The sequence below is a fragment of the Bacillus sp. TH30 genome (genome assembly GCF_016650875.1).
Lineage (GTDB): Bacteria > Bacillota > Bacilli > Bacillales > Bacillaceae_G > Bacillus_A > Bacillus_A mycoides.
The window spans coordinates 1194284-1209531 of record NZ_JAEKEY010000002.1 but is presented as its reverse complement, the minus strand read 5'-3'; the positions used below and the strand labels follow the sequence as shown (position 1 = coordinate 1209531).

The following is a 15248-nucleotide window of genomic DNA, read 5'->3' as shown; positions in this document are numbered from 1 at the left end:
TAGAAAAATGATGAGATAATAAAAGAAAATTCAGAATTATTTTAGGGGTGTTTCTAATGGGGAGCGCCCCTTTTCACCAACAAAAGGGGGGAAAGCACTATGCTTCAATCTAATATGGATGTTAGTTTAGAAACTTTAGTCCACTCATTACAGTCTACACGAAGCACGCTGTTATCAGAAATTGAAATGTTAAATGATACGGAGGTGAATGTAAAGCCACGCCGTGATAAATGGAGTATTATTCAAATTTTGCATCATTTGCATTTAGTTGAACAGTCTGTCACATCTGCCCTTGTATATGCTTTGCAAAAAAAAGAAAGAAAACTTGCTCCATTTAAAGACCTCCAACTTACGCTTGATCGCACACATAAAAGGGAAGCTCCTCAACAAATGAAACCAACAGAAACATTAATGAAAAAACTGCAAGGAATTCAATTACTAGAACATTCACGACAAGAATTATTACATGCCCTTCATAGTGTAATAGATGAAAAAGAATTATTTGAAAATGGATTAAAACATCCTATTTTTAATGATTTGAATTTATATCAATGGGTTCAATTTCTAGATTTACACGAACAAAGACATCTTACACAGCTAAAAGAAGCGAAACATGCAATTTTACAGCGTTAAAATGAAAGAAGTGGGGAACCGCTTCTTTTCTTTTTTACTCATGCATAGTTTTCTTTCTCATTTTGTAATACTACATGGAGAAAAGAAAAGAAGGAGTTGAAAAGCATGTCAAAGAAAAAGAGAGAAGAAGAGCGCGCCTGGAAAGCTCGGAAAGAAAATCAAAAGCCGCATGGGAAAGTGAAAGCTTTTGCAGAATTAGTTGAAGGAACAGAAAAAACGTGATGAAGTTCATCACGTTTTTTGTATGAGTGGGAAAGTTAATAAGAAAGTTGTACCTGTACCTTTTTCGCTTATAATATCAATCTTTCCATCCATTGCTTGAATGACGCTGAAGACGACCATCATTCCGAGTCCGGTACCTTTTTCTTTCGTTGAGTAGAAAGGTGATCCAAGGCGTTTTATTTGTTCTTGATCCATACCAACTCCTGTATCTTTTATATATAATTGTATATGTTTATGGTCTGGAACTAATGTAAGAATAAGGTCGCCACCTGTAGGCATAGCCTCAATACAATTTTTAAAAATATTTAATAAACATTGGTTCAGTTTTTGCTTTTCGCCAGCGATAAAGAAAGATGTACTTTGTTTTATATAATTTATACGAACATTTGCTAAATTGGCGAGAGGTGTGATCAAAGACAACGCATGAAGTAATTCTTCCTCTACTTGTAATTTTTGTTCTTTTTCAATACTCGGTTTTGCAAAAGTTAAGTAGTCTGTAAGAACGTGATTTGCTTGTTCGATACCATTAATGGCTATGTCGATATATAATTTTCGTTCTTTCGCAGAACATGCATCTGACTGTAAAAGTTGTAAAAAACCTTTCGTTGCAGTTAAAGGATTACGAATTTCATGAGAGATAGAAGCTGCCATTTCGCCGATTAAATGAAATTTCTCAGCGTTCATAAGTTCATTTTGGAGACGAACTTGCATTTGTAATATGTGTAGTAAATATAAAATAAGGATCGTACCAATCATCGTACATAGTTCGTACACAATGATATGTGGTATATAATCTGCCTCATTTGTAACACTTGCAAGGAAAAATGGTATCCAACCAAATCCATAAGTAAGACTGTAAAAAATAGCAAGTGTTATTTTTATATGATTAGAACTTCGATTAAAAAATTTGTATGTTAATAGTAGAACAATAAATAGGAGAATAGAAGCGATAAAGGATGGAAACGCACCTATTCCTCCCAATAAAAAGCGATAAATGTTTAATACAGCTAAAATAGAACCACCAGCAATAGGCCCTCCCGTTAACGTGCCGACAATTAATACGATATGTCGCATGTCGAACTGAAAACCATTATTTGTTTTTGCTGCGAAAGTGATACATAGTATGGTAGCGAGGCAACACAATACAATAAATATGGCTGAATTTAATTTAGGAGATCGTTTCCCTTTCTGATTCCAAAATAAATGATATACGAGCATTGTAACGAGAATAGATAATATATTTAAAAAGAGGTAAATAATAAAGAGTTCCAGTGGGATGCCTCCTCTCTTCTAACATTAAATTAATCATACTATAAAATGAAATAAATGAAATGCGAAATAGCGGAAAAAATCAGAAATTTTTTCTGGTAGTATACAATATGTTACAATAATCTTTGTCAATGAAAGAAGAAATTCCGTGCACTGCATGGGAGAGGTTCGCGAACTCCCTCTATAAAAAACTATGGAAACAACAATATCATTAGGTATTGTTTTGTTTTTTTATTGTGACAGTTCAAGAACGTTCTTTCTTCTTATTCGTAGTAGAGAAGGAGAATGAGTGAAATGAAAAAAGAAAAAGCAGTTGTTGTTTTTAGTGGTGGACAAGATAGTACAACATGTTTATTTTGGGCGATACAGCAGTTTGAAGAAGTGGAAGCTGTAACATTTAACTACAATCAACGTCATAAATTAGAAATTGATTGTGCAGCGGAAATTGCGAAAGAGCTAGGAATTAAACATACGATACTAGATATGAGCCTATTAAATCAACTTGCTCCAAATGCGTTAACGAGAACGGATATGGAGATTACACATGAAGAAGGTGAATTGCCATCAACATTTGTAGATGGACGAAATTTACTATTTTTATCATTTGCGGCTGTATTAGCAAAACAAGTTGGAGCACGTCATATTGTAACGGGTGTATGTGAAACTGATTTCAGTGGTTATCCAGATTGTCGTGACGTGTTTGTGAAATCATTAAACGTTACATTAAATTTATCTATGGATTATCCGTTTGTTATTCATACACCACTTATGTGGATTGATAAAGCAGAGACATGGAAATTATCTGATGAACTTGGAGCATTTGAGTTTGTTAGAGAAAAAACATTAACATGTTATAACGGAATCATTGGTGATGGTTGCGGTGAATGTCCAGCATGTCAACTTCGTAAAGCGGGATTAGATACGTATCTACAAGAACGCGAAGGAGCGAGCAACTAATGGATAACTTTTTTGGATTTCGCATCGTAGAAAATTTGCAAAAAATGGACAAGGATATTCAGCGTGAACAACTCAAATATCATAATAAAAGAGTAATGGTCAGCAAGGAATTTACATTTGACGCAGCGCACCATTTACACTGCTATGAAGGGAAATGTAAAAATTTACATGGACACACATATAAAGTCGTATTTGGAATTAGCGGATATGTAAATGAAATAGGCCTTGCAATTGACTTTGGAGATATAAAAGAGATTTGGAAAAATGAAATAGAAATTTATTTAGATCATCGTTATTTAAACGAAACATTGCCAGAAATGAATACGACTGCTGAAAATATGGTCGTTTGGATTTATGAAAAGATGGCAGAAGCATTAACGAAAGATAATCGTGCGAACGAATATAAGGGAGCTCGTGTTGAATTTGTTCGTCTTTTTGAGACGCCGACTAGTTATGCGGAAGTAAGACGGGAGTGGATGCTCGATGAGTAAAATCCCCGTCTTAGAAATATTTGGTCCAACCATTCAAGGAGAAGGGATGGTTGTAGGACAAAAGACAATGTTTATCCGTACAGCGGGCTGTGATTATAGCTGTGCTTGGTGTGATTCTGCTTTTACATGGGATGGATCGGCCAAAGATCAAATTAAACAAATGACACCGGAAGACATTTGGAATGAGCTTGTAGAAATTGGTGGAGAAAATTTTTCTCATGTTACGATTTCGGGTGGAAATCCTGTTTTGCTGAAAAATATGCAATTTCTTCTTTCTATATTAAAGGAGAATGGAATGCGAACAGCGGTAGAAACGCAAGGGAGTAAATGGCAAGATTGGTTGCTTCAAATTGATGAGGTAACGATTTCTCCAAAACCACCAAGTTCAACTATGAAAACAGATTTTCAGATGTTAGATTCTGTTATTCATAAACTAGCAGGGAAAGATTTTAGTTTAAAAGTAGTAGTATTCGATGATCAAGATTTTGAATATGCAGTTAAGATGCACGAGCGTTATCCGAATGTACCATTTTTCTTACAAGTAGGGAATGATGATACGAAAACAGTGGATGATGCGGTGCTTATAAAAAAACTATTAGAAAAATATGAGTGGCTTATTGAAAAAGCTGTGAATTGTAAAGAAATGAATGATGCGAAAGTACTGCCTCAGCTTCATGCGTTAGTATGGGGAAATAAACGAGGGGTATAATGGGAAGGGATGTTTAAAATGGCAGGAAGATTAGATGAAGATTTAAAAGATGTAACATTATTAGGAAATCAAAATACAAAATATTTATTTGAATATAGCCCGGGAATTTTAGAGGTATTTGATAATAACCATCCAAACCGTGATTACTTTGTAAAATTCAATTGTCCTGAATTTACAAGTTTATGTCCGAAAACAGGACAACCAGATTTTGCAACAATTTATATTAGCTACATTCCAGAACAAAGAATGGTAGAGAGTAAATCTTTAAAGCTATATTTATTTAGCTTCCGAAATCATGGTGACTTCCACGAAGATTGCATGAACGTTATTATGAATGATTTAATTAAATTAATGGATCCACGCTATATTGAGGTATGGGGGAAATTTACACCACGTGGTGGTATTTCAATCGATCCTTACTGTAACTACGGCCGCCCAGGAACTAAGTATGAGAAAATGGCGGACTACCGCATGATGAATCACGATTTATATCCAGAAAAGATCGATAATCGTTAATATAGAAAGAAAGGATCTGTATGATATACAGATCCTTTCTTTCTATTATATTATGCATGTTGATTAATGACAGTATAGTTTTTATGGCTTACAACTGTAAGAGGTTCCATATCTAGTTCTCTAAAATTCTCCATAATTGTTATATCAACAATAACGGAGTTTTGATTTACCTTTTGAACACGGCCTTGCATTCCACCTTTAAATTCAATGATATCTCCAGTTTCTGCGATCTGCATAAGCAACTCTCCTTGTTCCAGTTTTCCCAAAAAAGAATAATTTGGGCTTTTTTATTTCTTCTTATTTTGAACTATATTTACTACTTTGTAAATGTTTCCAAAGTAAAAATTCGAAAAATATTCACTTTTTGTAAGGAAATATGTAAAAAATATTGTTTAGGAGAGGAATGATGAAAATGCATACATCTTTATACGGGAGTATAATGAAAGATACAATGACCTACTAAAGTGGGAGAAATTAGGGGCTGGAAAATGATGTTTGAAATTGTGGGGAGCTTTATAGCGATTTTATTATTTTTATTTTCATATATACAGTTGAAGAAAGTGCGTCATCATGAAACAACTACATATTTTGATGGACTGGATGGTGTGCACACTTCGATAACACATGATAGTGGTGGGGATATATAACTTTCTTTTTATGCATGGTATGATGGCAATAAAAAATAGTACGTAATATAGTTCGTAAGTGATGAATGGGGAGTGGAAAGAATGCGAATTTCTTTTATTCGTCATGGTCGTTTGGACAGTACTATAGAGCCAATGACAATTATTTCATTTCGTGAATGGATGAAGCAATATGATTTAGGGACTACAGTAAAAGAAACTCCTATACCAATTGAAACAATTGAGGCGATTGAATCAGCGAAACTGGTTGTAACGAGTGATCAAAGGCGCGCTGTACAGTCAGCGGCTGAGTTATTGGATTCCCTATCTTTTGTGCAAAATCCTCTTTTTAGGGAAGCTGAAGTTCCAACGAGTTTTTATGCTCCAAAATGGTTGAAATGTAAACCGAATGTATGGATGTTTATTGGACGTACACGATGGATAGTTGGTTATAGTAAAGAGGTTGAGTCTTATAAGGAAGTACGAGAAAGAGCAAGGCAAGCCGCTAATATATTGCACCGCTATGCGCTCGTACATGGACATATTGCCCTTGTAGGTCATAGTTATTTTAATGCGATGATTGGGACTGAACTGAGGGCAATGGGGTGGTATGGTTCGCCTATTTTCCATAGGAAGCCATGGGGATGTATAACGTATACATTTCATGAGGCGATGGATGGAAATGTATTAAATACAAAATTAATTTAAAAGAGGCTGTCCCTTTGGCAGCCTCTTTCTCTACATAACAAGTAAAAAAGAATTGTCCTTTTAAGATATAGAAACCAATGACCGTAATGGTTTTATTAGATGGGCATACGGTTCACCGACGAGCATAACGGTTTTATCTTCTTTGTAACCAAGTTTTTCATATAGTGAAAAAGCGCGTTTGTTTTCTAAATTAACAAGTAAGGCGATTTTTTCATGCCCTTTTTCAGTTGCATGAAGTTCAGCTGCATCGATTAATTTAGAGCCAATACCACGTCCACTGTACATACTTGAAACTGACAACGTGTCAATATAATACTCATCAAGTTCAGCTTCTTTTTCTAACGTAATGGATTCGTCTTCATGTAGTTCTCTTAAGTAGTGTATGATTGGTGCATCAAGTTGTTCAGCGTCACTACCGTGATAAACGACAATAACCCCAACTACCTTTCCACCTTGTTCAGCCACTAAACAGTTTTCATAGCTCAATCGATTATTTTCTTTTACGAACCATGTTTCAAGTCCTAGTATTACTTTTGCTTCAACTGTGCTACCTGTGATTTTTTCAGCAATTTCGTGCAGAGCGTTATACAATAAAGGTGCTACTTCTACCGCATCTGTCTTTTTTGCTTTCCGAATCATAGTATCCCTCCTAGTTCTAAATGTATATTGTAGCATAAAATAAAATATCAAACAGTGATTTGGAACTTTGTTATACAGGGCATCAAAAAGTTTGATATAGAGAAGTAGCTATGTTAGTATATGATATTTAGTGCGAATATAATAAAGTGATATAGATATAAAAATAATGAAAGTGAATTACATAATAGTAACGGGATAATTTTACCGTTGTGGACCTATAGAAGATGCGATAGAATAAAATATTGCAGAGAGGTGAAATACATGGATAAACAATTAGCAAATACAATTTTGGATCAGCTGAAAAATGATGAAATAAAGGAGTATGTTGCGACGAAAGATGTATTTTATACGTTCAGAGAAGTTGTTGTGAATCGAGAAGATTTTAAACATATTATCGGGAACGCACAGCGCGGTGGACAGGTAATTTATACATATTCAGAAACACCACGTTCATAAAGTGAAACTTTAATCAGTGGGGGCATCCCCCACTGATTATTAGCCCTCACCAATCGGGCATTTACGGGCAGTTATCTCCCACCTAACTTCCTCGCATTCACTGAATTTTGAGGTGGGAGTCTTACTGCCCGCAAATAGCGGGATAAATAGAAGATAAAGGAGAGGAGAATTATGGGGGATTTTAAACAAGGCATATTGCCACATTGGGATTATATGTGGAAAGATAGAGCTGGGAATAGGTTTATGGGAATGGTTATGTATCCAGAGAAACGAAAATGTTCAGCAAAAATGCTTCAGAAAATAAAAAGGGCGTATGAACAAGCAGTAGAAATTAAAGTAACGGTACAAGTTCAACATACATATCAGTACGTAGAAGGAATGATCGTATACTTTGATGAAGAAGCTCCTGTATGTACAATGCTCGATAAAGATGAGAATCCACATCATATATTTGTAAGAGATATTTTGCGTATTGAGCACCCTGAATAATTTTTTTCATAAATAAATTGAAGTTCCATAATAATAATCTTTTTCTATAATAGTTATCTTTTAGTATGTAACGAGGAACGAAAGAATATGTATAATATTTAATAAAGTAAAATTGATAAATGTAATCGTTTGTTAGAACAGATTATCGTTTAATATCTGTTCTTTTTTGCGTGATGCTGGAGAAATATATTACTCCAGCATTTACTGTTTTATGACAAAAAATATTGGTAACTTTTTTAAAAATAAGGTTAAATTCGTTGACAACTTTTTTGAAAAGCACTTTATTGACATGAGTTTTAGAATGTTGTTTCATAGTCTTTGTATTGAAAAAAATCGACGGTCATGTCGAAAAGTGAAATTTAAAAAAAGAAAGAATTTATACATATATCTTGTGTCTTATTTTGAAACGTAATACAATATATAGAGAAATCAAGAAACGACATACAGAGAATATAGATTGGAGAGGGAGGGTCGGAAATGTTAGTTGCATATGATTCTATGACAGGAAACGTGAAGCGTTTCATTCACAAATTAAATATGCCGGCCGTTCAAATTGATGAAGCTCTAGTATTAGATGAAGACTTTATTCTTATTACGTATACAACAGGTTTTGGAAATGTACCGGAACGTGTTTTAGACTTTTTAGAACGCAATAATGAAAAATTAAAAGGCGTATCTGCAAGTGGCAATCGTAATTGGGGAGACATGTTTGGTGCAAGTGCTGACAAAATCTCTACTAAATATGAAGTGCCTATTGTATCAAAATTTGAGTTATCTGGAACAAATAATGATGTAGAATATTTTAAAGAAAGGGTGCGGGAGATTGCGACACATTGAACTGAATAATGAAATCACGCAAATGCAGGACGGTTTTTATCAGCTTCATAAAGATAAAGAGGCATTAGAAGTCTTTATGGAAGAAGCTAGAGAGAATACCGTTCATTTTAATAGCGTGGCAGAGCGAATGGAGTATATGAAAGAACATGATTACTATTACAACGTTCTGGACGAGTATAGCTTGGAGGAAGTAGAAGGAGTTTATAACATCGCTTATGGTGAAAACTTCGAGTTCCAATCTTATATGGCAGCATCTAAGTTCTATAAAGATTATGCGTTAAAAACGAATGATCAAAAACAATACTTAGAAAGCTATGAAGATCGTGTAGCAATTGTGTCATTATACTTAGGACGCGGTGATGTTGCGAAGGCAAAACACTTCGCAAGTATGATTGTAAAACAAAACTACCAACCAGCGACACCAACCTTTTTAAATGCGGGACGAAGCAGAAGAGGAGAAATGGTGTCTTGTTTCTTGTTAGAGATGGATGATAGCTTAAATTCAATCGGCTTTAACATTAATACTGCAATGCAATTATCGAAAATCGGTGGTGGAGTAGCTTTAAACTTATCTAAGCTACGTGCACGTGGTGAGCAAATTAAAGGTATTGATAACGCCGCAAGTGGTGTAGTACCTGTTATGAAATTACTTGAAGATTCGTTTTCGTATGCGAATCAGTTGGGTTAACTTTATGGCTCAACTATAAAACCAGGTCAATTGCTGGAACGCCTGAGTATATCAAGGTAGGATACTACGAAGAAATTACGTAGCGAACCCTGAAAATCCAAGATTGCAGGAAATCAGCAGCCGAGCTCCTAAATTTATTAGATAAGGAGAAGGTTCAACGACCAAGTGGCTATGTAGGTGACTAAGTAGCTCGAACCTGGCTTCTCAAAACAACCAAATTCAAAGGGTGTATACATTTATTATAGTTTATGCCATATTCATGTGCATCAAGCATATGATAAATGGTTAAATGAAGAATTTGGCGAGAAGAAGATATGGTCTGAACTCTATAGCGATATAGAGAGGATAGCAGAAATGACTATCCCCCATACGTTTTAACGATATGGAGTAACAATATGCAACGAAAAGGTGCAGGTGCAGTATACTTAAACATTTTCCATTGGGATATTATTGAATTCCTTGATACCAAAAAAATAAATGCCGATGAGAAGAGCCGTATTCAGTCTCTATCAATCGGAATTATCGTTCCAAGTAAGTTCTTTGAGCTTGCTGAGAAAAACGAACCTTTCCATGTTTTCGCGCCTTATACAGTATTTAAAGAGTACGGAAAACATTTAGATGATATAGATATCGACGAAATGTACGATGAATTAATGAGCAATCCGAAAGTGAAGAAGAAGCCACTAGATATTAGTGCGCGTGATATGCTTATTAAAATTGCTATGATTCAGCTGGAGTCTGGTTACCCATACTTAATGTTTAAATCAAATGCAAATAACCAGCATCCACTGAAGGATATTGGAACTGTGAAGATGTCGAACTTATGTACAGAAATCTTCCAGCTACAAGAAACTTCTGAAATAAATGATTACGGTACAGAAGACATTATCCGCCGTGATATTAACTGTAACTTAGGATCGTTAAATATCGTAAACGTAATGGAAAATAAAGAAATTCGTGAAGCAGTTCATGCGGGAATGGAAGCTTTAACAGCTGTTTCTGATATGACGATCATTCCGAATGCCCCAACTGTGAAAAAAGCAAATGATGAGCTTCATTCAGTTGGACTTGGAGCAATGAACTTACATGGATATTTAGCAAAAAATAAAATCGCTTATGAAAGTGCTGAAGCGAAAGAATTCGCTCGTACATTCTTTATGATGTTAAATTACTACTCGATTGAGAAAAGTATGGAGATCGCTAAAGAAAAAGGCGAAACATTTAAAGACTTCGATAAGTCTGATTATGCAAACGGCACATACTTTGAAAAGTATGAAACGACAGATTACAGCCCAGTAACTGAAAAAATTCAGCAATTATTTGAAGGAATTCATATTCCAACAAAAGAAGATTGGACAAGTTTAAAAGAGCAAGTACAGAAGAATGGTTTATACAACTCATATCGTCTTGCAATCGCTCCGACACAATCGATTAGTTACGTTCAAAATGCAACTTCAAGCGTAATGCCAATCGTAAGTCAAATTGAATCAAGAACGTATGCGAATGCGACAACATATTATCCAATGCCGTATTTATCAAAAGATACGTTCTGGTACTATAAATCTTCTTACGATATGAATCAGTTTAAATTAATTGATTTAATCGCAGAAGTTCAAGAACATATTGACCAAGGAATTAGTACCATTCTTTATGTTAATAGTGATATTTCAACACGTGAGTTAGCACGTTACTACATTTATGCACATAAAAAAGGCTTGAAGAGTCTTTATTATACGAGAACACGTAAATTAAGCGTGGAAGAGTGCGTGGCTTGTACCGTTTAATATAAAAAGTGAGACATTATGAGCAGGGTTTTTCTGAACCCTGCTCATGCTTAGTTATCAATTTTTTATGTTTATTTAGAGAAGGGGCGATTTAATGCGTGCGGTAAACTGGAACAAAAAAGAAGATGATTTTAGTTTAATGTTTTGGAAGCAAAACATCGCTCAGTTTTGGACAGAAGAAGAAATCGCAGTGTCTTCTGACAAAAATACTTGGGCACAATTATCAAAAGAAGAGCAAATTGCTTATAAGCGTGTATTAGGTGGTTTAACACTTTTAGATACGAAACAAGGTGGCGAAGGGATGCCACTTGTACTTGTTCATCTTGAAAATTTACAAGCGAAAAGTGTATTAGCTTTCATGGGCGCTATGGAAGAAGTACATGCGAAGAGTTACAGCCATATTTTCACAACGTTAGCTACTGAAGAAGAAATTGATGATATTTTTGAATGGGTAGATAACCATCCATTACTTGAGAAAAAAGCTGGTATTGTTACTAGTTACTATCGTCGCTTATTAAAGCCTGAAGTAACGAAAAAAGAGTTATACATGGCAATGGTAGCAAGTGTGTTCTTAGAAAGTTACTTATTCTATAGTGGATTCTTCTATCCACTTTACTTAGCGGGTCAAGGTAAATTGACGGCAAGTGGTGAGATTATTAACCTAATAATTCGTGACGAGTCAATTCACGGCGTATTCGTTGGTATTTTAGCACAACAAATCTTCACAGAACTTTCTGCAGAAGAGCAACAAGAAGTACAAACGGAAACGCAAGAGTTATTAATGGAACTGTATGAAATTGAATTGGCATATACAGAAGAAATTTACACTTCTATCGGTCTTGTAGAGGATGTAAATCGTTTCGTTCGTTACAATGCGAATAAAGGACTTATGAACTTAGGACTTGAGCCGAAGTTTGAGGAAGAAGAAATTAACCCAATCGTTTTAAATGGTTTACGTACAGATACGAAAAACCATGACTTCTTCTCTGTAAAAGGAAATGGTTACGTAAAAGCAACGAATGTTGAAAAGTTAGCAGACGATGACTTCGTATTCAATTTTTAATATAGTGTTATAGAAAAAGCTGTCTTTATAGAAAAGACAGCTTTTTTGCTATGAATAGTTTACATAATGTTATTATTTCATGGAAATATTTTAATCTTGTAAAAGCCCAATTTTTGAGGAAGTGGGAATCAAGAAAAAACACGGATTAAGGTTTTATTTTCATATTTAGTCGTATGAGAGATTGAATAACTTATGTCAAAATGAATAAAAAATGAGAAGAAATGAGGTCTAATTCCACCTATACGTTCTTTTTAATATTGAATTTTTAAACTCTAGAAATTTTGGCTTGAAAATTGCATGAATATTTAAAAAGTAACAAAAAGGGAGGTAATACTCGGTGTGATATATGGTTATTTGAAAACGCTTCCTTTTGATTGTCGATTTTTAAATGGAAATTAGATAGAGAAAGTAGGAGGAATGATAGGTGGGGAAAGTAGTTGGTTTAAAACGTTCATTAGGGCTTTGGTCAATTGTTATGCTAGGGGTCGGGTATATGACACCGATGGTTGGGTTTGATACATTTGGAATCGTTTCTGAAAAAACGGGTGGTCATGTTCCAGGAGCTTATCTTATTGCATTAGCGGGGATGTTGTTTACCGCTGCAAGCTACGGAAAAATGGTAAAGGCTTTTCCTACCGCAGGATCTGCTTATACGTATACACAGAAGACAATTAGTGCAAGGCTTGGGTTTCTTGTTGGATGGTCCGCATTATTGGATTATTTGTTTCTACCAATGGTGAACGCACTATTAACGAGAATTTATATGTCAGCATTTTTTCCAAGTGTTCCTAGTTGGGTATGGGTCATTGGCTTTGTTCTCCTGATTACATTAATAAACATGATTAGCGTAAATGCTACTGCTAATTTCAATACTTTCTTAGTAATATTTCAGGTGTTAGTAATGGCCGTGTTTGTTTTTCTAGTTATAAAAGGTTTATTATCGGGAGAGGGAACAGGAGAAATCTTTTCCATTCAGCCGTTTTTTCAATCAGATATACAAATATCACCGTTAGTTGCAGGTGCGACAATTCTTTGTTTCTCGTTTTTAGGTTTTGATGCAGTAACTACATTTTCAGAAGAGACACCAAACGCGAAGAAAACAATTCCTCGAGCTATTTTTCTTACTGCTTTAATCGGCGGAGTTTTATTCATTACTACAACGTATTTTACACAATCTATTTTTCCAGATACATCTGTATTTAAAAATCAAGAATCAGCATCCCCAGAAATTGCACTATATGTTGGCGGGAAATTATTTCAAGCTTTCTTTTTAGTAGGAACCCTTATGGGGACACTTGCGTCCGGTTTAGCTTCTCATACAAGTGTATCCAGGTTATTATACGTAATGGGGCGAGATAATGTAATTCCGAAGAAAATATTCGGATACATTCATCCTCGCTGGAGAACCCCAGTATATAATATTATTTTTGTAGGAATTATTTCGCTCTTCGCTATATTCATTGATTTAGAAACAGCAGCATCTCTTATTAACTTTGGAGCGCTTATTGCATTTACATTTGTTAATTTGTCTGTAATTTCTTACTATATAATCAAGCAAAAAAGATATAAGACGATAAAAGATTTCTTAAATTACTTAGTTATGCCTATTTTGGGTGCTGCTACTGTAGCCGTACTATGGTTTAATCTCAATATCCATTCACTTATTTTGGGACTTTGCTGGGCTGCTATTGGAATTGGGTACCTTCTATATGTTACAAATATGTTCCGTTCAGCTCCTCCGCAAATGCATTTTGAAGAAGCACAGGAAATATAAAAAGAAAAAGGCATCGGATAAGTAATCTGTACCCTTTGTAAAGGACATTTTGAAAAAAGTTAGGCAACATCAAGAAGATGATTTCTGTATCCAACAGGAGTCATCTTTTTTAAATTCCATTGATATCTATAGTGATTATAGTACGTCATATATTTCTTAATCTCTTGTTTCAACTCAGTAAAAGACTCGCAAGGTTTTATATGTGCTTCATCTTTCAGATGACCAAAAAATGATTCTTGTGGAGCGTTATCCCAACAGTTCCCTCTTCTTGACATAGATTGTCCGAGCTTTAGCTTTTTGACTAATTTTTGGTAGGTAGGGCTTGTGTAGTGGGCTCCTTGATCTGAATGAATATATGCACCTTCAGTCAATCGAATCCTCTTATTCCGTTTTAGTTTATGAAGAGTTGTTATTACGAGGTCTAATGTCATCTGTTCTGAAACATGGTAAGCTAAAATTTCATTGGTTGAGCCGTCTAAAATTGTAGATAAATAAGCTCTTTTATTCTTACCGTAAACTAAATAAGTGATATCTGTAAGAAGCGTTTTTCCTGGGGTGTTTTGTTTAAATTCTCGATTTAATTGATTCGGCACTACTCGATGTTCTTTTGAAGCTTTCAGCATTCTTTTATAAGGATTTGCTTTCCGAATCGGACAGACAATCTCATATTTTTTCATGATTCTACGGATACGCTTTAAATTGTAGACAACTTGAAAATGACCCACCAATGTCATTTTTATTTGACGAGCCCCTTTCTTTCGATTTCTAAATCGAAGTGCTTTTAATATGATTTCTTTCACGATTTCATCTTGATTGTTCTTTTGTTTCCGTTGTTCTTGAGATGAAATGGAAAAATAATTATAGTATCCCGAACGGGATACACCAGCTACTTTACACAAATAACTCACCATATTTCTTAAGTTATATTTTATGATGACAGAACGAATCAGGATATATTTCTGACTAGGTGATAAAGTTATTTCCTTCTCATCCTCCCTTCCATAAGTTTGATCTTTTTTAACAATTCATTTTCTGCCTTTAGTAAGTTCCGTTCGGCTTCTAAACGAGCATACTTCTCTTCTAACGTAAGCTCTCTCTCAAGAGTTCTTCCCGCGTTTTGGCGTGTATCTCGCAAACCAAATACACCATTTTTTCTGTAAGCAGCACGCCATCTACTTCCTGATGACATAATTCGTTTCATTCCAATCATATCTATATCAAAACCACATTCTTCAAAAATATTTCGAGGTAGTTTTCCTTTCTCATTTTCCTCAATAAAAATACGCTTAAATTCATCTGTATAAGTGATACCTTTCTGACTTACAGATTTTATGTAGGGGTTATTTGATAGAATTTGAATGTCTCTTTCTGTAAATAGCTTTTTTGTCAT

At 34.8% G+C, this 15248-nt stretch carries 17 protein-coding genes, 2 pseudogenes and 1 riboswitch; of the genes and pseudogenes, 15 read left to right on the top strand and 4 right to left on the bottom strand.

Annotated elements, in window-relative coordinates; translation table 11 throughout:
* Window positions 1–99: 99 nt before the first annotated feature.
* Window positions 100–633: a DinB family protein gene (locus tag JFU20_RS08405; protein WP_002030551.1), complete on the top strand. Its 534-nt coding sequence runs from the start codon at window positions 100–102 to the stop codon at window positions 631–633.
* A gap of 105 nt (window positions 634–738) precedes the next feature.
* Entirely contained in the window at window positions 739–855 is a 117-nt protein-coding gene (locus JFU20_RS30150; protein WP_000038354.1) for a DUF6254 family protein, read from the top strand.
* Window positions 856–864: 9 nt separating this feature from the next.
* Here JFU20_RS30150 and JFU20_RS08400 read toward each other — a convergent pair whose 3' ends face one another.
* Window positions 865–2073, bottom strand: a complete 1209-nt coding sequence (locus JFU20_RS08400) for an ATP-binding protein (RefSeq protein WP_002166108.1) — start codon at window positions 2071–2073, stop codon at window positions 865–867.
* Window positions 2074–2281: 208 nt separating this feature from the next.
* A riboswitch (PreQ1 riboswitch) is annotated at window positions 2282–2325 on the top strand.
* A 93-nt stretch (window positions 2326–2418) separates the two neighbouring features.
* Here JFU20_RS08400 and queC point away from each other — a divergent pair.
* Genes queC through queF form a run of 4 tightly spaced genes read left to right on the top strand, consistent with a single transcriptional unit; the run spans window position 2419 to window position 4797 of the window.
* Window positions 2419–3081, top strand: a complete 663-nt coding sequence (gene queC, locus JFU20_RS08395) for a 7-cyano-7-deazaguanine synthase QueC (RefSeq protein ID WP_002086813.1) — start codon at window positions 2419–2421, stop codon at window positions 3079–3081.
* Window positions 3081–3572: a 6-carboxytetrahydropterin synthase QueD gene (queD, locus tag JFU20_RS08390; protein WP_002011526.1), complete on the top strand. Its 492-nt coding sequence runs from the start codon at window positions 3081–3083 to the stop codon at window positions 3570–3572. The genes queC and queD overlap by 1 nt, the downstream gene beginning before the upstream one ends.
* The gene (gene queE, locus JFU20_RS08385; RefSeq protein WP_002086811.1) at window positions 3565–4281 is read left to right on the top strand and encodes a 7-carboxy-7-deazaguanine synthase QueE; all 717 of its coding nucleotides are present in this window, start codon (window positions 3565–3567) and stop codon (window positions 4279–4281) included. The genes queD and queE overlap by 8 nt, the downstream gene beginning before the upstream one ends.
* A gap of 18 nt (window positions 4282–4299) precedes the next feature.
* Window positions 4300–4797 (top strand): preQ(1) synthase, encoded by a 498-nt coding sequence (gene queF, locus JFU20_RS08380; protein WP_002158726.1) that lies wholly within the window; start codon window positions 4300–4302, stop codon window positions 4795–4797.
* A gap of 50 nt (window positions 4798–4847) precedes the next feature.
* Here queF and JFU20_RS08375 read toward each other — a convergent pair whose 3' ends face one another.
* The gene (locus JFU20_RS08375; RefSeq protein WP_002064385.1) at window positions 4848–5033 is read right to left on the bottom strand and encodes a YkvS family protein; all 186 of its coding nucleotides are present in this window, start codon (window positions 5031–5033) and stop codon (window positions 4848–4850) included.
* A gap of 252 nt (window positions 5034–5285) precedes the next feature.
* Here JFU20_RS08375 and JFU20_RS08370 point away from each other — a divergent pair, with 252 nt between their 5' ends.
* Both JFU20_RS08370 and JFU20_RS08365 read left to right on the top strand, forming a co-directional pair.
* Window positions 5286–5444 carry a hypothetical protein gene (locus tag JFU20_RS08370; RefSeq protein WP_002086806.1) on the top strand — a complete coding sequence of 53 codons (159 nt, stop codon included), beginning with the start codon at window positions 5286–5288 and terminating at the stop codon, window positions 5442–5444.
* Between the two features lie 81 nt (window positions 5445–5525).
* Window positions 5526–6128 (top strand): histidine phosphatase family protein, encoded by a 603-nt coding sequence (locus JFU20_RS08365; protein ID WP_002166107.1) that lies wholly within the window; start codon window positions 5526–5528, stop codon window positions 6126–6128.
* A 60-nt stretch (window positions 6129–6188) separates the two neighbouring features.
* Here JFU20_RS08365 and JFU20_RS08360 read toward each other — a convergent pair whose 3' ends face one another.
* Window positions 6189–6767 carry a GNAT family N-acetyltransferase gene (locus tag JFU20_RS08360; RefSeq protein ID WP_002011516.1) on the bottom strand — a complete coding sequence of 193 codons (579 nt, stop codon included), beginning with the start codon at window positions 6765–6767 and terminating at the stop codon, window positions 6189–6191.
* A gap of 261 nt (window positions 6768–7028) precedes the next feature.
* Here JFU20_RS08360 and JFU20_RS08355 point away from each other — a divergent pair, with 261 nt between their 5' ends.
* The 7 genes and pseudogenes from JFU20_RS08355 (at window position 7029) to JFU20_RS08325 (ending at window position 13858) form a co-directional block, all read left to right on the top strand.
* Window positions 7029–7223 (top strand): hypothetical protein, encoded by a 195-nt coding sequence (locus tag JFU20_RS08355; protein WP_002011514.1) that lies wholly within the window; start codon window positions 7029–7031, stop codon window positions 7221–7223.
* A gap of 171 nt (window positions 7224–7394) precedes the next feature.
* Window positions 7395–7712, top strand: coding sequence for a hypothetical protein (locus JFU20_RS08350; protein WP_002011512.1), 318 nt, complete (start codon window positions 7395–7397; stop codon window positions 7710–7712).
* A gap of 477 nt (window positions 7713–8189) precedes the next feature.
* Window positions 8190–8549 (top strand): class Ib ribonucleoside-diphosphate reductase assembly flavoprotein NrdI, encoded by a 360-nt coding sequence (gene nrdI / locus JFU20_RS08345; protein WP_000959445.1) that lies wholly within the window; start codon window positions 8190–8192, stop codon window positions 8547–8549.
* A pseudogene (locus JFU20_RS08340) lies at window positions 8536–9234 on the top strand (ribonucleotide reductase N-terminal alpha domain-containing protein); the annotation flags it as partial. The gene nrdI and the pseudogene JFU20_RS08340, both read left to right, overlap by 14 nt.
* 401 nt (window positions 9235–9635) lie before the next feature.
* Window positions 9636–11021 (top strand): annotated as a pseudogene (locus JFU20_RS08335) (ribonucleoside-diphosphate reductase subunit alpha); the annotation flags it as partial.
* 94 nt (window positions 11022–11115) lie between these two features.
* A complete protein-coding gene (gene nrdF / locus JFU20_RS08330) occupies window positions 11116–12084 on the top strand; it encodes a class 1b ribonucleoside-diphosphate reductase subunit beta (RefSeq protein WP_002011508.1) in 969 nt (322 codons plus the stop codon).
* A 424-nt stretch (window positions 12085–12508) separates the two neighbouring features.
* Window positions 12509–13858: an APC family permease gene (locus JFU20_RS08325; protein WP_002011506.1), complete on the top strand. Its 1350-nt coding sequence runs from the start codon at window positions 12509–12511 to the stop codon at window positions 13856–13858.
* A gap of 59 nt (window positions 13859–13917) precedes the next feature.
* On the opposite strand, the gene JFU20_RS08320 is transcribed toward JFU20_RS08325, so the two are convergent.
* Window positions 13918–15248, bottom strand: a protein-coding gene (locus JFU20_RS08320; RefSeq protein WP_201038429.1) for an IS3 family transposase whose coding sequence is annotated in 2 segments (ribosomal slippage) — window positions 13918–14864 and window positions 14864–15248 — 1332 coding nt in all. Because the reading frame shifts where the segments join, the coding sequence is not laid out codon by codon here.